At 36.9% G+C, this 19,835-nt stretch carries 20 protein-coding genes; 1 reads left to right on the forward strand and 19 read right to left on the reverse strand.

Annotated elements, in window-relative coordinates; genetic code table 11:
- The first annotated feature begins 29 nt into the window (after nucleotides 1–29).
- Nucleotides 30–1,031 carry a YafY family protein gene (locus DBR11_RS11370; RefSeq protein WP_108552683.1) on the forward strand — a complete coding sequence of 334 codons (1,002 nt, stop codon included), beginning with the start codon at nucleotides 30–32 and terminating at the stop codon, nucleotides 1,029–1,031.
- Between the two features lie 340 nt (nucleotides 1,032–1,371).
- Here the strand turns inward: DBR11_RS11370 and DBR11_RS11380 are convergent, their stop codons facing one another.
- The 19 genes from DBR11_RS11380 to DBR11_RS11470 form a co-directional block, all read right to left on the reverse strand.
- Complete coding sequence (locus tag DBR11_RS11380) at nucleotides 1,372–2,997, reverse strand: hypothetical protein (protein WP_108552687.1); 1,626 nt, start codon at nucleotides 2,995–2,997, stop codon at nucleotides 1,372–1,374.
- A gap of 64 nt (nucleotides 2,998–3,061) precedes the next feature.
- The gene (locus tag DBR11_RS11385; RefSeq protein WP_108552689.1) at nucleotides 3,062–3,868 is read right to left on the reverse strand and encodes a hypothetical protein; all 807 of its coding nucleotides are present in this window, start codon (nucleotides 3,866–3,868) and stop codon (nucleotides 3,062–3,064) included.
- 48 nt (nucleotides 3,869–3,916) lie between these two features.
- A complete protein-coding gene (gene traN / locus DBR11_RS11390) occupies nucleotides 3,917–4,753 on the reverse strand; it encodes a conjugative transposon protein TraN (RefSeq protein WP_108552691.1) in 837 nt (278 codons plus the stop codon).
- Between the two features lie 44 nt (nucleotides 4,754–4,797).
- Nucleotides 4,798–6,117, reverse strand: coding sequence for a conjugative transposon protein TraM (gene traM / locus DBR11_RS11395; protein ID WP_199233815.1), 1,320 nt, complete (start codon nucleotides 6,115–6,117; stop codon nucleotides 4,798–4,800).
- Nucleotides 6,118–6,162: 45 nt separating this feature from the next.
- On the reverse strand, nucleotides 6,163–6,645 hold the full coding sequence (locus DBR11_RS11400; protein ID WP_146186510.1) for a hypothetical protein: 483 nt from the start codon (nucleotides 6,643–6,645) through the stop codon (nucleotides 6,163–6,165).
- Nucleotides 6,645–7,250: a conjugative transposon protein TraK gene (gene traK / locus DBR11_RS11405; protein WP_369974429.1), complete on the reverse strand. Its 606-nt coding sequence runs from the start codon at nucleotides 7,248–7,250 to the stop codon at nucleotides 6,645–6,647. Before traK ends, DBR11_RS11400 begins: the two co-directional genes overlap by 1 nt.
- Before the next feature lie 69 nt (nucleotides 7,251–7,319).
- Nucleotides 7,320–8,528, reverse strand: coding sequence for a conjugative transposon protein TraJ (gene traJ, locus DBR11_RS11410; RefSeq protein WP_108552696.1), 1,209 nt, complete (start codon nucleotides 8,526–8,528; stop codon nucleotides 7,320–7,322).
- An 18-nt stretch (nucleotides 8,529–8,546) separates the two neighbouring features.
- Nucleotides 8,547–9,197: a hypothetical protein gene (locus tag DBR11_RS11415; RefSeq protein WP_108552698.1), complete on the reverse strand. Its 651-nt coding sequence runs from the start codon at nucleotides 9,195–9,197 to the stop codon at nucleotides 8,547–8,549.
- 102 nt (nucleotides 9,198–9,299) lie between these two features.
- A complete protein-coding gene (locus DBR11_RS11420) occupies nucleotides 9,300–9,941 on the reverse strand; it encodes a hypothetical protein (RefSeq protein WP_108552700.1) in 642 nt (213 codons plus the stop codon).
- A 6-nt stretch (nucleotides 9,942–9,947) separates the two neighbouring features.
- Nucleotides 9,948–10,619, reverse strand: a complete 672-nt coding sequence (locus DBR11_RS11425; protein ID WP_108552703.1) for a conjugal transfer protein TraI — start codon at nucleotides 10,617–10,619, stop codon at nucleotides 9,948–9,950.
- Between the two features lie 138 nt (nucleotides 10,620–10,757).
- A complete protein-coding gene (locus tag DBR11_RS11430; RefSeq protein WP_108552705.1) occupies nucleotides 10,758–11,438 on the reverse strand; it encodes a DUF3560 domain-containing protein in 681 nt (226 codons plus the stop codon).
- Between the two features lie 42 nt (nucleotides 11,439–11,480).
- Nucleotides 11,481–13,952, reverse strand: a complete 2,472-nt coding sequence (locus DBR11_RS11435) for a TraG family conjugative transposon ATPase (RefSeq protein WP_108552707.1) — start codon at nucleotides 13,950–13,952, stop codon at nucleotides 11,481–11,483.
- 32 nt (nucleotides 13,953–13,984) lie between these two features.
- Entirely contained in the window at nucleotides 13,985–14,788 is an 804-nt protein-coding gene (locus tag DBR11_RS11440) for a hypothetical protein (protein WP_108552709.1), read from the reverse strand.
- Between the two features lie 15 nt (nucleotides 14,789–14,803).
- Entirely contained in the window at nucleotides 14,804–15,604 is an 801-nt protein-coding gene (locus DBR11_RS11445) for a hypothetical protein (RefSeq protein ID WP_108552711.1), read from the reverse strand.
- 15 nt (nucleotides 15,605–15,619) lie between these two features.
- Nucleotides 15,620–16,729: a hypothetical protein gene (locus DBR11_RS11450; protein WP_108552713.1), complete on the reverse strand. Its 1,110-nt coding sequence runs from the start codon at nucleotides 16,727–16,729 to the stop codon at nucleotides 15,620–15,622.
- Nucleotides 16,719–17,054: a DUF4133 domain-containing protein gene (locus DBR11_RS11455; RefSeq protein ID WP_108552715.1), complete on the reverse strand. Its 336-nt coding sequence runs from the start codon at nucleotides 17,052–17,054 to the stop codon at nucleotides 16,719–16,721. Before DBR11_RS11455 ends, DBR11_RS11450 begins: the two co-directional genes overlap by 11 nt.
- 13 nt (nucleotides 17,055–17,067) lie before the next feature.
- A complete protein-coding gene (locus tag DBR11_RS11460) occupies nucleotides 17,068–17,394 on the reverse strand; it encodes a DUF4134 domain-containing protein (RefSeq protein WP_108552717.1) in 327 nt (108 codons plus the stop codon).
- A 300-nt stretch (nucleotides 17,395–17,694) separates the two neighbouring features.
- On the reverse strand, nucleotides 17,695–18,156 hold the full coding sequence (locus tag DBR11_RS11465; protein WP_108552719.1) for a hypothetical protein: 462 nt from the start codon (nucleotides 18,154–18,156) through the stop codon (nucleotides 17,695–17,697).
- A gap of 187 nt (nucleotides 18,157–18,343) precedes the next feature.
- Nucleotides 18,344–19,204, reverse strand: coding sequence for an RNA polymerase sigma factor RpoD/SigA (locus DBR11_RS11470; RefSeq protein WP_108552721.1), 861 nt, complete (start codon nucleotides 19,202–19,204; stop codon nucleotides 18,344–18,346).
- Nucleotides 19,205–19,835 lie beyond the last annotated feature (631 nt).

The raw sequence follows: 19,835 nt of genomic DNA on the forward strand, positions 1-19,835 counted from the left end.
GTAATGGATTTACGTAGTGAAATTATTTTATGGGAATCAATAAATCCGCTTATAGACGATATACAATTATAGATCGTTGTTTCAACCACCAGCTAAAAAAATACTGGACAAAAAAAGAAATCTTAAAAGCTCTTAATGAAGCCGATTTTGTTCTTAGTCCGAGTATGCTGGAAAAAGATTTCTATAATATGAAGAATGAGAAGGATCTTCCATTTCAGAACGCTCCTATCGAGTATTGTCACAAAAAGAAAGCATACTATTATACGAGAGAATTTTCTATTTCAATACCTGTAGATGATGAGGACATAAGATTACTAGGAATTGCGGCTATAACCCTAAATCAGTACAGAGGCATTGAGTATTTCAACCAATTCTCAGGTGCCATTGACAAAGTCATTCGATTTGTCAAAGAAGCAAAAAAGGCACATATGACTGATCAGGTCCCATTTATACTATTCGAAAAAGCCCCGCATCTGCGGGGCCATGAATTTTTAGACCCAATCATTGAAGCCATAGAAAATAAAAAATGTTTAGACATAACTTATAAAAAATTTGATCTAGAGTTAAGCCCCTCAACGGTAATTCATCCATATTTTGTTAAAGAATATCATAATAGATGGTATGTAATAGGTCTTAATGATCAAAAAAACGAATTAAGAACTTATGCTCTGGACCGGGTTCAAGATATTTCTTTATCTGCAAATCAGTATGTCTCTAATACCTTTAATAATCCGGACGACTACTTCCGGGACTGCATAGGAATTAATTTGGAAGACAGAAAAATCGAATCTGTAGTTTTACATTTCTCACCAAAACAGGGGAATTATATAAAAACCCAACATTTACATTGGTCTCAAAAAATAGTGACTGATGACTCTGATGGGCTTGTCATCAGCCTTAAACTCATTATAAATCACGAATTTAAGATGATAATTTTAAGTTATGGAGATGATGTTAAAGTTCTAGAACCCAAATCTCTCGTTGAGCAAATTTTTAATATTAGTCAACGAGTAGCCAAGCTTTATAAATAACTTAAGTCATTCAAGATAGGAAAACGATATCCGTTCCTACCCATCCCCCTTATTCAACACCAAGTAAACACTACTCGCGTCATTCTTTTTAAAAGATGGCACATACCTAATATACCCAAAACTATCCAGCTCCTTCAAACACTTATGATACGTACTACATGCCTCTATCTTAGCAATAGACATAATCTCATGACTAAACACCTTAATGGGACTCGGATAATCACGTGTCTGCCAGTAATAAAGAATCGAGCTGTAAATCGCAATATGGGTCTTACTAATTCTAAAATCGGTTCTAATGGCTAGAAAAAATTCTGCCAAGGGTTTTAAAGGTTCCATAAGATCAAGCAGCTTTAGATTTATGACGTGCAGGCATCCTTTTTATAGGTTTCTTATTTTCAGCTTTTTGACCAACTTTCTCAACCACCTTTTTGGGAGGATTTAAACTTGCCCTAACGTCAGAATATTTAACTGGCTTATTATTTACGTCAGAATACTTCATTAACCCAGGCTTTTCTCCAACTTGTACATTAACAGTAGTCTTCAATCCGTTTTCCTGTAAAGGAACGGCCCGTTTTTTCCCTACACACAAATCATCCACCAGCTGCTTTTTATAATCTTCTGTAGTGCCTGGTGGATGAGGTAGCGAATTCACTACATTGTTAATATGATGACGATCTGCTACAAATTCGTTTAACCTCACATCATGAGGATTGTTTTTCATATCCTGTTCATTCAAATTATACAGCCTGTTCTCTTTCACTCCAGGTGAAGTTTCCACCTGCCTACAAATAGTTTCCCCAGAAAGAAGTTTATAAGCTTCTGAACTAGAAGGTGTATTCATTCCATTGACTGGCACTTTTACAGTTTTATAAGTGCCAGGATTATCCTCATTTTTCACTCCGACTTCAAAAGAATTGAACTTAATAGTTCCATTATCGTTTTTTGAAAAATTAAGGTTATATCCCACAACCTTATCACCGATAATCTTTTTAGTTTTTAATTGAAAGTCTTTATCTCCATTAGCAATTGCTTCATTTAATGCAGGAATAACACTAGAAAATTGCTTTTCTTTCAGAAAATCTCTAAGTTGATCAGGTTGGAAAGTATTAACCTTAGGTGCCCGGGTGTGATCAATGGTTCCCATATATTTCCCAATATATAAAGTTTCAGATCCAAGAGGTTGGCCGTTTTTTTGATTATTGAATATTCCAGGACGTCCTTCCATCCCGTCACTCAACTGCTTGTTTAAAAAAGCTAATATCTTTAAGATATTATCCATTATTGGATCTTTAGCTTTCCCCGCTTGGTTAATTATGGCATCCTTAAGGGCAGTTAATGGCTTGGTAATTTTGCCAAGCATTTCACTTGCTTTTGAAGTTAAATTCTTAAAGCCTTTCTTCACACTTTCTTTAGCTTTATCCTTAAGATCAACAAGAGGTTTAGTCGTTTTCGACCATAGTGCAGCAGCCGAGTTTTTCACCTTATCTTTAAGATCGACAAAAGGCTTAGTTGCTTTAGACCACATTGCAGAAGCAGTGCTTTTCACCTTATCTCTAAATTCACCAATAGGCTTGGTTGCTTTAGACCATAGTGCAGCAGCGGAGCTTTTTACTTTATCTCTAAATTCACCGATAGGTTTGGTTATTTTCGACCATAATGCAGCGGTAACACTTTTCGGAAATGCTTTAGCAAATGCCCTACCCAATTTTTTCATAGGGGTGTTATAAACCTTCTTTATTTGTTCAGATTGGTTAATCTTAGCATGTTCAAGCCAACGTGCTTCCTCTGGATTGGCAATATCCTTTTTATAGGTTGAAACCAACTTGTTCAAAAAGTTGATTTTCTCCAAATCTAGTTTTTTATCGTTTCCAGGGGAGCTTAGATTGGCTCTTAATGAACCATCCTCGGCATTTCGCTCTTGCAGATCTTTCTGGATTCTGTTTTTGATTTCCTCTTCCTTTTCCATGACTATTGAATAAAATGAATACTCCTATGAATGAATTTCGACCAATTTTATCTGGTCGGATAAATTAGAATAAATGGCCTTGCTTATGCAAGGCAGCTGTTTCCTCGGGGCTTAATACTTTAAATTCACTATTGCTAACCTTAATGCATTTGTTCATCGCATCAACCTCTAGGTAATGCTCTACGGCGACGCCATCAATATTGATAAAGGCTTTAGCCAGATTCCCTTTCTTTAAAGACTCAATTAGCCCGCCATCGGTATTTTTCCCAGGCAAATCCTCAATAGGAAATTTTTCCAATTCTTTAAGCAAATCAAAATCATAGCCCTTTTCCGGATCAAATTTTATGATTTCAAAATCTTCGCCATTAGGTTTAAATCGTGTAAAATCGAGCAACAACCAAACTTCTTTAATAAAATTATTTTGATCTGGGGCTTCCTTGCAAATAGAGCCACCACACAAGAGATTATAAGCTTCTCTAACCGTAATATTTCTATTCTTGATGTGCTTTTCCGGTACCTCTTGATCACCTTCAGTTACCGGTTTCCTCTTAATCTGTGAATTATTAAAGACCTTCACTTCGAAATTACTGGCCAACACATGCTCATTGTTCCAGCCTAAAACCCCTAAATGGTAGGAATTAAAATAATAGAAACCGTTCTTATCTGATCGATCAAACCACAGCACCGCTTGTAACTCATCATTTCCCACCATGTAGGCGTATTTTAAAGTAAATGCTTTTGGTTCTTTGGACATGTTTTCCTTCAGTGCGTCTCTTAGATCTATAAATTCATTCGTAAAGCCGATCACATTCCTTCCGAATCCTGTATGCTCTACTTGTTTCTCTAAGAAATCTAAATTTTCTTCTACCATGACATTCATTTTTAAGTTTAATATTGAATGAATCTTGTCTCCGACAGTTTATAGGAAACTAGCTTTGATGAGATTTCGATTTTCTACTTTCATAACTAAGTGCCTTCCTCCATTTGTTTCCTGCAGCTGAACGAGCAGCTCCTTGTTATCAGGAATGGTGAACTTATGGATGGCGATAACTACGGTTTGTTTAGATTTACTGTTAATGACTTTATTATTTCCCAATATCTGAACAGGTGTAAGTTCTACCTCTTGACTAGCTGTACGCTTTGATTTTTTCTGGTCATGGATAAAGAAGCGCAATTGATCAATAGCGTAATTAACATTGGAATTATTTTCTAGCTGTAGCTGAAAATAATAGAGATCATTTTCAATGTAAATCCCAGTTAGGCGCATTGCAATGGAGAACTTGCTATCCTTAATATTATTAATGCTTCTAAACTTTACGGCAACTTTTTCAGCGGTTTGATTCATTAGGGCATCATTATCCTTCTCCGCAGAAAATTGAACAATAGGCTTATCCATGTTTTTGGATTCAAATCGGACATTTAACATGGGGGGTTGGTCTGAATATTTCAGAATAAAGGAATACAATTGTCCATCTGCAGTAATCACGGTAAGATTGGTATCCGTAAAACCAAGTTTAGCCGCTTTGACCTGGAGTACATTCTCAACGCCATTCGCTTTTTGCACCAATACATCTTTACTTCCTTTGTCTACACTCTTAATGGCATAAGGAAATACAAAATTGCTTGTTTTCGTAAAGGATAGCCAAAAAACCAATGGTATCTGTGGATCTTTCATTTCAATATTTGCGCCTTGCGCAAAAAGATGCCCGGTTAACAACATTAACCACATCCCTACCAGTACACTTATCTTTTTCATGCTGTTCGATTATAATTTTTATAGATTGATTGTATATATGATGATTATTTCTGATTGGCATCTTTAAGCAAAACCATATAGCCTGCTTTAACTGTTACCTTAATCAACTTGACTTTTTTAGACATTAAACTTTTTGCGGCCTCCAATCCCGCTCCCATGGCCTGCATTCCGAGAGAAGGATCTAAGGTGTTTCCTAGAGTAACACTTTGTAACGCTTGATCTGCAGAAGCCTTGCTCACGTCTCGACTAATGGCGCCTGGAATATAGATGCCATCTAAACCATCCAGATCAAAAACAGAAAGTTTCACTGGAAATAAAGATTTACCATATCTCAAGTTATTCACCTCTATAACAAGCCTTTCACCACTCACATTCGCAGTTCCAAAAACAAAGGTATTTTTAGGTACTAGCTGCCCATTGATATAGACGTCATTAGTTAAACGTAACTTAACTATTGATCCGGTGGTGATGGTTTGTTGTTCATGAACAACAGCTTCAATGGCATTTTGTGTCTTATCTTCGCCCGCAACCTCATCAATTGAAAAAAAGCCATTTCCTGTATTAGATTTTTTAACAGGTTTGTCTAGTGTGGAAATCAAATTGGGTTTTACATTAGAACTTACGGCATATACCTGGCCTTTATTCTTATTTGAAGTTTCTTTTAGTCTTTCTTGAACACGTTCTGGGTGCTGAATATCCAAAATTTGGGCAAGCACAGAATTGATTTGTTGCATTTCCGGATCACCCCCGCCGCTTCCTCCTTGTACACTACCAATCATGCTTTCCAATCTGTCGATGTCTGCAGTACTTGTACCTGAACTTGCTCTTGGTCTGTAGGCATCCTCCATACTTGGAGATTTTGGCTGCGTTGCTTGATTTAGAGAGGCGTTCAAAGCCGCCAGTTTCTCCTGAACACGTCTTTCATTTGGATCATTATAGGAACGACCTGAATAGGCATTAGAGGCACTAGGCCCGTTCAAGGATTGGGCAAATGCCGAGCTTGGAGGAGCAGTCGTGGTTGAATTCGGAGCAACTGTAGAATCAAATGATCCATCTAAAGAAGTTTGTAGCTTATAGTAAGGATCACTTTGATCCTCCTTAGATTTTTGGATAGAATCTTTTCTGGCTAAATCATAAAACGCCATTTTATCCAGTGTGCTATCGGCTGTATTCTCTGCTTTAGGCAGGTCCATATTCATTCCATTTTGCTTTTTATTTACAGGTTCGCCTGTTCCTTTTCCGCCATCCAAAGCATAGAAACCAAGGGTTACAAATGGCAAGCCGAGTAAGGGAAGAACCAACAAGAACTTTCGGTGGTTCAAATAAGCTTTCGAGTGGGGCTGTTTTTCTATAATCTTCATCATTCTAAAATTTAGTTTATATTGTTAAATAGGTATTGAGCTGGGTGATTATTGTTTTTGTGGATAGGTTTTAATTAAAACATGAAGACTATCCATTAGACCTGGGTGAGCTTGAAGGATCTTTTCTTTTACGATTCTCCCTTCGGTAGTCAATTCCAAACTGTCCATATATCTACTAAAGTTTTTTAGTCTATGAAAAAGAGCTGTATCTTCATCAAGATGTTGCTTCTCTCTAAAGGGTTGATTAAAAGTGATGGATCCAGAACTTGTATGATCTTTTGAACTTATATCCTTCGCAAAGAATCCCTGTACGATCAAAAATCCGCTATAACCTCCCATTAAGGCAACCAAGCCAAACAACCAAAGCTTTTTTCCAAAAAGTGAAAATCCTTCAAAATGTCTCTGCATCCATTTGGCCCATCCTACCTGGAGGCGAAGAAATCTTGTAGCTATAGCTCCTGCAATCCGATCTTTCCCATCCGACTGGCCAGTAGATTCTGGTACTTGTCTTTTAAATAGCTTAAACATCATTACCTCCTTTTTATAGATAAATCCTTGTTCTCTATAGTTTCCCATTTCTCAATCAAAAAGCCATGAGAGTTATTTTCTGACCGGTTCACATTCCTCAAGTAACCTGTAGTCACCAAGTTTCGTGTAACCACAGTAGTAGGCCGAGTGATTTGCTGTGTGCCATAGCAGCGAAATAAATAGGGATATTGATTGATGTTTATATAGACACTGTCAATCTGAACGGTTTGATTTACATTTCCACTAATAATATTATTATAATAGTTACTTTCTTTTAGGTTGTCATAAGCCATTTTTGCAGAACCATCTGCCAAGTATAGACTCTTAGCAATATTTGAATTGATGGCTTTTTCATCTGGAGAAAGTGTAAAAAACAATTGGTGAAAAGTCTTTATATGATCTTTAGCTTCAGCCGGAATATTATCTTTCCGGTCCGCTCCATACGCTTCTAAAGCTTTCCCATTAGCCAGTACATATACTTTTTGCTGCGCTTCATTAACTACGGAATAACTTTTGTAGATCGCGAAGCAGCATACTACAAAACTTCCAGTGATGCTGACTATGGTGAACATTTTAATGTACCGAAAAGCCTCATCTATATTTTTCATTTTTTTAAACACCATATTTACAGTTCTAATTCACGTTTTTAATAAGGCAATTAAGGCCCAATCATAATTTTATGCTTTACCTGAAAGTCTATCTTTCATATAAGGAGAATCTGATTTGCCTTCTCCGGCCATTCTACCAAGCGCACCTGCTACACCAGATCCCCAGCCATGCTCCTTACCATCACTGTAACTTTTTGCCGTATCTGCGGCTTTACCTAATCCGGATACGACTGAGCCCGGCGACATCGTGCTCAACATACTGGTGACCTTTTGAACCAGTGGACTGTTTCCACCTGCGTTCATAATATATCCGGCAACGGTTGGTACAGTACTATAGCCCATAATGCCAATGATCAGAAATATAATATAAGCAACGTCATGAGGGGACCAAGAAGTTTTACCTGCATCAACAATTTGATTAATGTCTAGCTTAATCATCCCCTCTTGTACTTTCCCAAGAATGGAGCTAAAAATATTACATACGGGGAGCCAAAGGAAAATATTGACATATTTCGCTAACCATGCAGCAAGAGTATGTTGAAAACCATCAAAAACGGCTAAGCCAAATACAAGTGGCCCAAGAATGGCCAATACAATCAGTTGAAAAGTACGGATGGTATTGACACACAAGGCTGCAGCCTCATATAAAATCTGGAGAACGTCACTTAACCACTCTTTAATAGAATTTTGAAATCGATATTGTGCCTTAGACATTGCAAACGTAATATCCGTTCCTATACTTTCCATAAAACCTTCATCTACGGTGGTGGTCTCGTCTTTTATCCCTTTGGTATAGCGTAACCATTTTTCTTTATCCCCTTTATCATTATCTCCGACATACATTTTCCATAAGTCGGTAGTTTTCATCGCATCTTCTTTTTCCTTCAATAAGCGTTCAACTGCCGAATTCGAATCTTGAACCATATCATTCGTTGCTGCCACGGTAGGCTCCATCAATCCGTCAATTAAGGCGATCACCATTGGAAACCAAATAATACAAAAGCCTAAAACAAAGGGTCTGAATAAAGGATAAAAATCAATCGCTTCTGCATTTAAAATAGATTTATATACACGTGATGCAATGACCCAAAGCGCAGCAAATCCCGCTATGCCCCGACCCACCTTTGTCAATTTATCGCACATAGGCACCATTTCCTTACGTACACCATCCAACACCGACTGTAAGCCATGCAATTCCGTCGCAACCTGCGCATTCGCTACAGATGATATTCCGACCATCACTACGACCAATAAGGCCATTCCTTTCCACTGTCTCATCTTATTTAATTAACTGGTTTATTGTTGTGTATTGATTCCTTGAAGTCTTCTTGAACTATTGATCTCAAATTTCTTCTTCTCTCTTTGCAAGGACAGCAAGGCGGTGTCGTCATTGAAACTGTGTAAAAAGGAAACCTTGTCCTCCATATCTACATAAATCCTATCTATGGCTCTCAATCTTTCATCATCACTCATCCGCATCTTTCCAGCTGTTGTGACAGAGATCAGTTCGTCTAAGTTTTCCAAACTTTGATTAAATAGATTCTCATAGACCCCAGAAACATATTTAAGTTCCTGCGCGCTAAAATTACCTTGCCGTTTAAACCGATTAAAAGCAGCTTTGTACTCCTTAACCAAATGGATCTGATACTCAACAATTTTAGGAATCTTTGGATACTTCGCCACCGTTGGACTAACTTGCATTAGGGCATCCAGAAATACTTTATGTATGTTAAAATTACCTTCGGATAAGTCCTTTACGGTGCCATATCCTTTACTCACTATTTTGTATCCTGCTTTCATATCCGAAAGCACCCCCTTCAACTGAATCCATTTATCTACATTTAAGCCTAACTGAATGAGTAACTCAGCTATCGAATCGGCTTTGGCTTTTGTCCATACTCCTTGAGCAATGAACAAAGGGAATAGTATAATTAGTATCTTTTTCATTAGAGTATAATTTGATTTTTAAAGATTATGAAGCTATCATGAGCAGTATTCATTTCTGTTTGTGAGTGTTTGCTTATGATGGTTTCATTGTAGTGTATTTATTTAATTAAGATTATGTAGGCCACGTAGACTATTAATTTCTTTTCCTTCTTTTTGTCTCGAAGCGCCTAGAACCAGGGCCTCATTTGAGAAATTTCCAGCAAATGCATGCATATCGACCATGTCATCATAAATTAAATCAATACGTTGCATGCGCTCATCATCTCTTAGTTCTAGTTTGGAAGCAGTAGTTAAATCAATCAATTGGTCTAAGACCGCGTCGCAATCTGCAAACAGTCTTTCAAAAACTTCATTAACGTAGTTCATTTCAGAACTAGAATATAGGCCACTAGAACCAACCTGCTTATAGGTTTTCTTACACTTTTTCACAATATTGACCTGCATATTGATAATTTCAGCCACCTTGCTATAGTTCTTAATGCTTGGATTAATAGACTTTAAAGAGTTGAAGTAATCATTGTGTAGATCGAATTCACCTTTTTTCAAATCGCCAATGGCAGTAAGACCACCTTTAACAATATTATACCCACCCTTCAATACTTTTTTATAAGCATTTATAGCAGCAATGGAGGCAATAAGGTTTTTTTTCTGTTGGGCATTTTGTGCAAAAATGTTGCTTAGAAGCTGCGATTTACCTTGTAATGCCAGTCCAAGAAATGCAAATAAGATAATTAACGTTTTCATATCCTTTTATTTAAGTCCGTATAATTGTTTCACCATAATTACATCTGCCGCATCTTTACTTCTCTGTAAGCTCAAAACTGCATTCTGAGAATTGAACTGCAATAGATCTGCATAATTTTGATCGATTTTATCTGCCGCTGTGTTTATAATTTCCATCCTTTTGGCATCGCTCATTTCCGTTTTAAAAGAATTAATCACCAACATGATTTGGTCTAAGTTCTCCACACTCTCGTCTAAGATGCCATTATATACTCTTCCCATATATTGTATCTCATCTGATGAAAAATGACCGTCCTTACGGATTAATGCCCAGGCTTGTTGATAGGCTCTCAATAGGCCCGCTTGCTTTTGACCAATAGATTTGATGCGCTGGTAATAGCTAATAATGGTTTTCACTTGTTGAAGCTCTTCGTAATACTTTTTATACTGCTCCTTCTGTTTTTTCGTCCAATCACTGATTTCTCCAAGTTTAGTTTCACTTAACGTATTCTCCAATACTTTTTGAGCATTTTGAAGCCAAATAACTTTATTTTGTTGACGTTGTATCTGTAGATCCGCTGCTTTTATCACTTTTTTAACTGCTGCGTTAACAACAACCCATATAAAAGCATGGCTTTGTTGAGTTGACGCTATGATCATAAATAAGCAAAGCATCATTGTAGTTACTATCTTTTTCATCCCCTTACATTCAATTAAATTCGATTCCCCTTATTCTTCTTTTCTGATTTATTGGTCTTAGAACTCCATTCTGGATTAATATCCTTCATACACTTTGTTAGATAGGCCAACTTATCGCTTTCCTCGGCAATCCGGCCGTTATAAAAAAGCCTTCGCAGACTCGCTAATCGGTACAACAGGAGAATTAGGATTATATTTACCAGCTAATCTACGTTCGCAGATTCTGATATGCTTTTCACTTTCCTTTATCCTTTTTTCTAAATAATTGGGATTAGAAAATTTAACACCTTCGGCTGTGTATTTCGCTGTTTCCGCCTTATCCTTGTAATAATCTGCTTTATCAGATTCTTTATAGGCTTTTCCGTAAGTCGTATGTATCTTTTCTCTAAAATTTCGATCTCTCTGTTCATTCCTACTGCCAACATGAATGGGTTGTCCTCCAGGAATCGATGAAGCCATTCCCTTAGCCTGTTTATAAAATTGGTCTGACTTCAACTCTGCTTTTTCAGCCCTTATTTCAGAGTTTTCTATGCGACGTTCAGCCCGCTCCTTCTCACGTTCTATCTGCTCTTCATAGGATATTTTTGCTCCTACATCACCACGATTTTCAAAACCCATTTGTGTTAATTGAGATGTAATGTGAGAACAACTGTAGGCAAAACCCTTAGAAATCCAACAATTTTGCAGTTTACTAAAAAGACAGTATCGGTTAAACACATCCTTTTTATCCTTATCCAAGCTCAGATAAAATTCTTTAGACGTGTATATATTGAGCTTATTTGTCTCTAGATTTTTCTGATAATAATTTTCCTTTTCCATCTCACCATTCCTCCTGTTTTTTACTCAATGATCTTAATTATTTTAGTTTTTTGGGCTCCTAATATCCGCAGCCATAGCCGCAATGCCTTTTCGGATGTCTCCACCAAATTTTGCCGCGTATTCCATCATTTTCACTTTTTCACTCTGCTCTGTAGTATAGGCCAGGTATTCTTCTAAAGACACTTCTGTACGGTAAACCTTAGAACTGACACCGCCGAGGCTAATGAATACCTCTTTGTATTTAAGTTTGGGATCATTCGCCTTATTCACAGAAAGCACCATAGCTTTCTCTTTATCAGTTAAGCCTAGTAATTCCTGTATTTGATCAAACTTATTTTGGTATTTACTTTGATCCAACAAGATCTTACAATCACTATTATTAATGATAGCTTGCTTTACAATTGGGGAAGAAATAATATCTTCTACCTCTTGTGTCACCACTATAGCTTCTCCAAAGAATTTACGAACAGTTTTAAATAAGTACTTGATGTATTCCGCAAAACCCTCCTTCATAAGGGCTTTCCAAGCTTCCTCAATAAGAATCATCTTCCTTAGACCTTTCAATTTTCTCATTTTATTAATGAAAACCTCCATGATAATGATGGTCACAATTGGAAAAAGAATAGGGTGATCCTTAATATTGTCAAGTTCGAAAACGATGAATCGTTCCTGTAAAAGGTTCAAGTTTTCAGTAGCATTTAGTAGATAATCAAACTCTCCTTTTTTATAGTAAGGTCTTAGTACATAAAGGAAATTGTTGATGTCAAAATCTTTCTCCTTTACGTTATCATTCTGTAGAACCTCAACAAAATCATCTCTTAGAAATTCGAAGAAGGTATTGAAGCTTGGAAATATGGAAGGATCTTTATCCAATTTTTCATAGTAGAGCTGTATAGCATTGGAAAGAGCTACATATTCACTTCGCTTAAAACTCTCATCATCCTTTTTCCATAGTGCTGTCAAAAGTGTTTTGATACTCTCTTTCTTTTCTGTATCTAGGTTGTCACCTTCGCCAATAAAGAAGGGATTGAAGCGAATAGGATTACTTTCCTCATAAGTAAAATAATAGCCGTTAACCATATCACAAAGGCCCTTATAACTGTGTCCCACATCGACAATAACCACGTGCGTGCCTTGTTCATAGTAGCTCCTGACAAAATGGTTTGTCCAAAAACTTTTGCCCGATCCGCTGGGCCCTAACACAAATTTATTGCGATTCGTACAGTACCCCTTTAGTATCGGCTCGTCAGAAATATCTACATGTAGTGGCCTTCCTGTTAGTCGATCTCCCATCCGAATCCCTACTGGACTTGTAGAGGTGCGATAATTGGTTTCTAGGTTTAAAAAACATGTAGCCTGAGCTGCAAATGTATCGAATGTATCATTTTCTGGAAAGTCTGCAGCATTACCAGGAATTCCAGCCCAGAACATCTGCGCTGCTCCTGCAGATTCCATTTTTGCAACAGCATCCATCTGGGCCAGGGCGGAGCTTACCGCATTTTTAAGATCTTTCAGTTGATCTTTATCATCGGTCCAAACCATAACGTTAAAATTCGCCTTTACAGGCAGCCTTTGCTCTGAAATGGCTTCATTCAAAAAATCGTTCGTGGCATCTCTTGCAATCGCATTTTCCCTACTATAGGCCGATAAGGATTGCAAACGCAGACGCTTACTTTCCATTTTTTGAATGGTCTTCTGCGCATCATCAATAATGATGTATTGGTTATAGATATGGTTGTAGGGTAAAAGTTGCCCTAAAGTACTGGCAAATCCGATAGAGAACTTTGTACGATCTGTACTGTATTTGTCGTAGTTGATCCTTGAACCGCATAAAGCTGGAAGATCTTCAGCATCACCTAATGTATAAATTTGTACGTGCTGGTCTCCAATTTTAATCCCATCCTCAAACATCATATCTTTCATTACAAAATCACTCTCCCGCTCAGATAAGAAACAATAACGCTCTATCAATCCCGATTTTGTTTGATGGCTTTCTAAGTCTTCATTCTTCAACCGGGTGAGGTTAACAAAGCCGCTATCTTGAAGGATTTGCTTGAATTGACCACAGCAGTCTAGAAAATCTTGAAATAAAATCGGATTGATGGTTTGCTCTGGCACAATAGAAGATCGAATTAAACTTGAAAACATACTGCTACTTGGCTTTCTGCCTGTAGGTTTCTTAGTCAAAAAGATATAGCAAGAATGATCTAAATATGGTCTTTCATTAAAAAAACGATCACTACTGCGCGATAAAAAACTATGATCGTCTTTTGTAAAGTCAGCCTCGTATTTCGAATCAATGAACCAGTCTTGCTTATGTAAAATACTGTGTTTCGGCATCACCTTAATCGCTTTACCCCAGGCTTGGTGGAAAGCTTCATAGTCTTGATCACTGAGTGTAAAAATTTCTGGCAAATCTGCCTTATAAACTACTGTAATGTCACCCTGTTTGGAGAGTATACAATCATGTTCTACACTCATAATAGGCAAAATATCTCCTAGCCACTTTTCCATATTCACAATTTTTAGTCTATTAATTTTCCTAGTTAACTACCGGAGGCCATTTCTTTTTTTTTCGATCGAGTTATTTTTGTAGACTGGGGCTTCTTCTGTTCTCCAATCATCATTTTTTCTTTTATCCAGAAGTTTTTCCATGGAACGACTTTCGCAACGACATTATCTTTATAAGGAAACTGCGCAAGAAAGTCGTGTGCAGGTTTATCCCATTTCAAGGCTTCTCCCACCGGATCTAGCCTCAATGGATTAGGGATTCTTATTAAGACTAGATGATCTGGGATAGGTTCATTTTTGTTTAAAAATTCCTCTGATCGCTTCGTCTTTTTATTGTATATGAACTGTAAGGACTTTAGGTCATTTACTTCCGTCATATATTTTGTGCTGATAGTGATGCTATCGTCAATAAGGTGTATGAGCAACTGTTTTTCATGGTGAAATTTAAAAGGCTCCCCTTCAATGGATACAATTGGCCGTTTTCCATTTATTCTAAATCTACTTGCGCTATTTAAAATTTGAAAATTTGATTTTTCTTCGAAACTCTTTTGATTGATTTCTTGAATTAATTTCTCGTTGCCTCCAATCTCATTTTCAAAAACTGATTTAGGCACCTTAACTTTTTTCATAAAAGCATGAAGTAGGGGATTATCGATCTTAGGCTTATAAGCGCTTCTACTGTCAGGATCAATATCAATAACCATCTTATCTCCTTCTTGTTTAAATGTCGAAAAAGGAATAGAGTTTAAGCGATTTCCACTTTCTACAAACCGTTTGCGCGGTCTATCTACTTCAAATAATGTGTTATATAAAATAACTTGGTCATCTATTACTGGCATAGCATTCGAATTAGGTTATACTTTTAACTTAATAGGTCTTTTATTTATTAAAGGTGGAAGCCCCTCGCGTTTACGATTCTCTTGAATTTTATCCATGACTTGTTTCGGGCATGGTATCCTTTCGGCCACATGGCGCGCTTTATAGGGATGGTTTGCTAAGTATTCCGTGTCAGGAAAATGCTCTGATCGTCGCGCAACACCAACCGGGTCCAGTTCGAATTCATCTCCTATTTTTACGAAAACAATATGAGATGGAATTTCTGTAATCGTGTTTAGGTCAAGTTTAGCCAACGTTTGTGTTTTGGTATCGAAAGCGAACCGATGGCCGGATTCTCCACTATCCAGATTGCAATTTTTCAATAAAATATCCTTTGTTTCTGCAAGTGACCTCAGATAAGGATTTTTGCTTTCTAGGTTAATCTCAAATTCCGTATTTTCAATTTTAACCGTCGGGAGTTCTCCCTTGAACCTTTTCCTATCCTGCTCGGTAATAAAATGAAATTTCATTTTTTGATCTGCTGCCCGTTCATTATAACTTTCAAGGATTCTTTGGTCTGTAGTGCTTCCTTCAAGTGCTAGTATCGGAATGTTCACTTTTACCTGTTGTCCAAAATCAAGTATCTTTGGATCCATACCGCTATAGTGATTTCTAATTCCTGTATGATAATTTAAGGTAACCATAGAAGCTCTCTCTATACCTCTAAATGCATCATATTCAACAACATTCGACGCATTTTTAGTATCCACAAATTGTCGATTTTGTTTATCATGCTTAAACACGTCCGTAACAAGTACTATTTCTAATTCGTCTCCCATGATCGCATTTATAATTTAAAGATGATTGCTGTATTTTTTCTTAGAAGCCTTCTTCACTCCCTTTTTGTTCAAAATATCGATTGATTTCATTTTCAGATTCCGGTAATCATTATTTGAAAATGGGAGCACTTCAGCTTTATGATTTCTTACAGGGGGATAGGATCTGAGCCAATTTCTTTTGGTGCCATAAGCAAATGAATCCAAATTAAGATGATTAGGTATTCTTACATGTGCAATACCCGTTGGGAATTCATCTAGACTTTCTATCTTTTTGGGGTTAAATGCACGGCCTGTGTTTAAGTCTATATAACCAACTAGGCTATTGTGATCTGCTGACAATTCGAAATCTGTTAGGCTAATTTTAACTTTAGGATTTTCGGTATTAATTAGGCTATTTTCCTCAATATTGACTTCATATTGATAATGGAATATGCCAACCGTAGGGCGAATACCACTTTTTCTTTCAGACAGCACTTCTGGGTTAATAATTAGATCAAAATCTGTTTTATTATTAACCACTTCCACCGACAGACCATACTTAGCAGCCATACCTTCTTTATCCAAATCGACCATATATGGCACTGTGACGTTGATTATCTGGCCCAAATCATCATCGAATGGGCAATAAGCCATTTGAGTATTCTTATCAAAATCGAAGGTATAATAGGCCCCCATATCTGTCATTACATCAAATGGGATTACTTTTTCGGGATATGTTTCATGTCGAAGTTGAGCTCTTTCTACGTCTACAATAAACCAATCTTCTCCAATTTGATATTTAGGTAACTCTTGTTCAAGTCTATTTCTTACAGGATCGAAAATGAGCTCCACTCCATTCTGGAACTGTGTTCCATTATAAGCTTCTACATAGTTTAGGTTTTTACTAAAAGGATGTAACAGTGCTTTAATTGGAATGGAAACTTCATGTTCAAATGAGCCTTGCAGGTGGTCATTGGTGTTTTTCTTTTTGGTATCATAGTAGAGGAGCATGAAAGCACCCGCATTAATCATTTCATCAAAGAAAACAATGTTGTTATGATCCCTAGTCTGGTAAAGCAGCTGGCGTTCTCTGTCTATCGTAAATCTGGTTCCTTTAATCCTTAATTCGTTAATTTCATTTTGCATGATTACTGCTTTTTAGTTTAATAAATCCGCTTCTACTACTTGACCGAACGAGTTTTGGCACACTACGTTTTGCCATCATTTTCATCATTCCGTGTTCACCGTATTTATTGCTGAGTTGGAATATTTTCATCACCATCACGCCACCCGCAGCAAATGCAACGATTAAACAGATATATTGACTAACACCAATGGCATACAGGATTCCAAACAAAGCCATAACCATCACAATTCCACCACCTAGATACCAGATGTATTGAGCTTTAAGTCCTTTAAACTCTATACTTTTGTTAATTCCCTTATTAATTGTATATACGCTATTTGCCATCTGAATCGGAGTGTTATACGCCAAAAAAGGATTTAATAACTGTGGCAACTACAACCAAGAAAATGCAGCTTCCAAACCAACTGGCAGCAACTTTGCTCGTATCAGGTTCCCCTGCATTCCACTTGGTATATACTTTTACAGCACCAATCAGACCTAGGATGGCGCCTACAGCATACATTAGTTTTTCTCCAGCACCAAAATACCCATTTACTGTCTTTGTGGCCTCATTAATACCGTCTTCTCCGCTCTGAGCATAAGTTGTCATACAGTTGACAGCTAATAGGACAATCAATACTGAAGCTTTCCTGTAATTCTCTTTAATTAAAACACACTTTCTCATATCTATAATTATTTAATAAAATTTGCTAATGAATTTCTGAAGATCCCCGCCGGGTCAAAGGCGGGGATTCAGAGATATATGACCATCGCTATCTTCTATCCTCTCACACAATCGCTTTCCCAGCACGAAGAAGGATGATCATTTTTTTCAAGAACCGCCGTATTCTTTTCACTTATCTGCTCCTCATCCACACTCTCTCTATGTTTAAGAATCACGGCGGCATCTTGTTTCTGGTTGAGACTGTCGGCTAGTTCCTGCCCATTACAGGCAGGAACCCGACAGACGGCACACACTACCTATTTATTCCCACAATCCATCTACATCATTTTCATCAAGGGTAGCGAGTCCATATTTTGAACATTCGGCTAGAATGAGTTCATTAATTGCCGATTTGTATGGTGTATATTTTAAGGAATGGTACTTTCCTACAATTTGTTTAAGATCATGAGCGATGTTATCATTTACAAGTAAGGACTTAGATTCAACTTCCATGTACTGTTTAAGCTCTTCAATCAATAACTCAATTTTTTCAAATGAGTCATCAGTATTTTCAGAAGCCATATCAGTACTCTTATAAGATGGCTCTTCAACCTCAGCCGCATTGCTATAAGATGTTGCTGGATCTGGAATGGGTTGTTTTCGCTGACTAGGGCCCTTTTGTAAATCCGAAGCATAATACCTTATAAATACATACAGATAATACAAAACAAGGATGGCTAAGACTGTTGTTAGGTATTGGCTCCAACTAATTTTTGATAACATCTTCTTTCAAGTTTTCGATTAAACATTTGAACTGTCTTCTTCAGTATCAGTCCGTTGATTACGATACAAAGTAACTGTGTAGTCGAATGCGCATAAAGTACAGAGATGGCTGTACCTTTTTTGTGCCTTCCGTAACTCACTGTGTATCAGAAAGAAAAAAAATTATTTTTTTTATCAAACTAGTGGATTACAAGTAGCTCTTCAAGCGATCTACATGAAGCAAACTTCTAATTTTCTCAAACGCACGTTCGCGGAGCTGTCGAAGTCGCTCTTTACTGATTCCCATTTCTTCAGCTAAAGATTCTATATCTGTTGAAGATTCAAAGCTTACTCCAAATAGGCGTTTTACAATCATCCGTTCTCTATGAGGCAAGTGATTTAATACATTTTCAATCTCCATTTTTAAAGATTCTTCTTCAATCGTTTCAGAAATGGTTATTGTGGAGGAATCTTCAAGCGTATCTATTAAACGAAGTCCACTTTCTTCATTCACCATATGCATTAAGTATTGTTCTTTTTGCCCCACCGTTAGCCAATATCTAACTTTATCTATATCCATTTTTGCTTCTTCAGCAAGTTCTTCCAAAGTGGGAGTTCTCTCCAAACGTTGTTCAAGTATGGACTGACATTTGTATAAAGTAGCTAAATAAGAGCTAACATTGGTCGGTAAGCGCACCGATCGTTCATAGTGCCCAATAGCTATAATAATAGATTGTCGAATATTCCAAACTGCAAAACTGATAAACTTAAAGCCTCTCGTTTCATCAAATCGTTTAGCTGCTTGGATTAGCCCTAAGTTTCCTTCTGAAATTAGGTCAGCAAGAGATAATCCTCTACCTGTATACTTTTTGGCGACAGAAACAACAAAACGGAGATTACTGGTAACCAATTTCTCAAGAGCCTGGAGATCTCCTTCTTTGATTTTCTTAGCCAGATGGACCTCTTCTTCGCTATTCAGTAAGTTTATTTTACTTAACTCGTTGAGGTAACGAAAAATTGAATCTGTAGAAGATATGGTAATGGCTTGGGTAATTCTGAGTTCCCTCATTTTGTTTATTCGCGATCTATTTGCTTTCAAAAATAGATTGACGAACAGTCCTAAAATTGAACATTAATTCAAATTCATGGTGTTTTAAAAAAAGTAGCAGTAATTAAAAATGGCGGCCAACTCCCCAGTAGGCCGCCTAAGCACAATACTTATTTTGTAAACTATCAATGAATGAGTACATCAAAAATATTCCATTATTTATTTAGAAGATGGTGTTTTAATCAAATAGAATTGTGTTTAAAAAAAGCTTACCCAATAAAAAAGGGACTTTTCTATCCAGATCAGTCCCTTCTCAAACTTAACTTAACATAAAATGGAAACGGTTTTATCAATCGTTAACCAATTACTAAAACTGAACCACTAGTTCTAGTAATATCATCTATAGATAGGTCGTAAATTGACCTTTCATCTTTTCCTTTAATGTAGTGATAGCACGCCGCTTTATTTACTATGAGCAAATTATAAGATTGCAAACAGAAAAAATTGGACAATAACATAAAATGATGGTGTTTTAATAAAAAAATTACCCTTGAATATTTTTCGGATTTCCTTTTGAGTAAGCTTATTTTATTAAAACACAATTTTTTCGATTTATAACACCATATTTCTAATCAGGTGTTGTATATATTTA

The organism is Pedobacter sp. HMWF019 (assembly GCF_003061025.1).
In the GTDB taxonomy this organism is placed as follows: domain Bacteria; phylum Bacteroidota; class Bacteroidia; order Sphingobacteriales; family Sphingobacteriaceae; genus Pedobacter.

What these genes read in the sequence shown, in the direction of transcription:
- DBR11_RS11430 (WP_108552705.1), bottom strand. Translation starts at nt 11,438, where the DNA reads ATGGAAAAGGAAAATTATTATCAGAAAAATCTAGAGACAAATAAGCTC.
- DBR11_RS11415 (WP_108552698.1), bottom strand. Translation starts at nt 9,197, where the DNA reads ATGAAAAAGATACTAATTATACTATTCCCTTTGTTCATTGCTCAAGGA.
- DBR11_RS11440 (WP_108552709.1), bottom strand. Translation starts at nt 14,788, where the DNA reads ATGCCAGTAATAGATGACCAAGTTATTTTATATAACACATTATTTGAA.
- DBR11_RS11455 (WP_108552715.1), bottom strand. Translation starts at nt 17,054, where the DNA reads ATGGCAAATAGCGTATATACAATTAATAAGGGAATTAACAAAAGTATA.
- DBR11_RS11425 (WP_108552703.1), bottom strand. Translation starts at nt 10,619, where the DNA reads ATGAAAAAGATAGTAACTACAATGATGCTTTGCTTATTTATGATCATA.
- DBR11_RS11465 (WP_108552719.1), bottom strand. Translation starts at nt 18,156, where the DNA reads ATGTTATCAAAAATTAGTTGGAGCCAATACCTAACAACAGTCTTAGCC.
- DBR11_RS11435 (WP_108552707.1), bottom strand. Translation starts at nt 13,952, where the DNA reads ATGGAAAAGTGGCTAGGAGATATTTTGCCTATTATGAGTGTAGAACAT.
- DBR11_RS11450 (WP_108552713.1), bottom strand. Translation starts at nt 16,729, where the DNA reads ATGCAAAATGAAATTAACGAATTAAGGATTAAAGGAACCAGATTTACG.
- DBR11_RS11380 (WP_108552687.1), bottom strand. Translation starts at nt 2,997, where the DNA reads ATGGAAAAGGAAGAGGAAATCAAAAACAGAATCCAGAAAGATCTGCAA.
- DBR11_RS11445 (WP_108552711.1), bottom strand. Translation starts at nt 15,604, where the DNA reads ATGGGAGACGAATTAGAAATAGTACTTGTTACGGACGTGTTTAAGCAT.
- DBR11_RS11420 (WP_108552700.1), bottom strand. Translation starts at nt 9,941, where the DNA reads ATGAAAACGTTAATTATCTTATTTGCATTTCTTGGACTGGCATTACAA.
- traJ (WP_108552696.1), bottom strand. Translation starts at nt 8,528, where the DNA reads ATGAGACAGTGGAAAGGAATGGCCTTATTGGTCGTAGTGATGGTCGGA.
- DBR11_RS11470 (WP_108552721.1), bottom strand. Translation starts at nt 19,204, where the DNA reads ATGAGGGAACTCAGAATTACCCAAGCCATTACCATATCTTCTACAGAT.
- DBR11_RS11370 (WP_108552683.1), top strand. Translation starts at nt 30, where the DNA reads ATGGGAATCAATAAATCCGCTTATAGACGATATACAATTATAGATCGT.
- DBR11_RS11385 (WP_108552689.1), bottom strand. Translation starts at nt 3,868, where the DNA reads ATGGTAGAAGAAAATTTAGATTTCTTAGAGAAACAAGTAGAGCATACA.
- traM (WP_199233815.1), bottom strand. Translation starts at nt 6,117, where the DNA reads ATGATGAAGATTATAGAAAAACAGCCCCACTCGAAAGCTTATTTGAAC.
- DBR11_RS11460 (WP_108552717.1), bottom strand. Translation starts at nt 17,394, where the DNA reads ATGAGAAAGTGTGTTTTAATTAAAGAGAATTACAGGAAAGCTTCAGTA.
- traK (WP_369974429.1), bottom strand. Translation starts at nt 7,250, where the DNA reads ATGAAAAATATAGATGAGGCTTTTCGGTACATTAAAATGTTCACCATA.
- DBR11_RS11400 (WP_146186510.1), bottom strand. Translation starts at nt 6,645, where the DNA reads ATGATGTTTAAGCTATTTAAAAGACAAGTACCAGAATCTACTGGCCAG.
- traN (WP_108552691.1), bottom strand. Translation starts at nt 4,753, where the DNA reads ATGAAAAAGATAAGTGTACTGGTAGGGATGTGGTTAATGTTGTTAACC.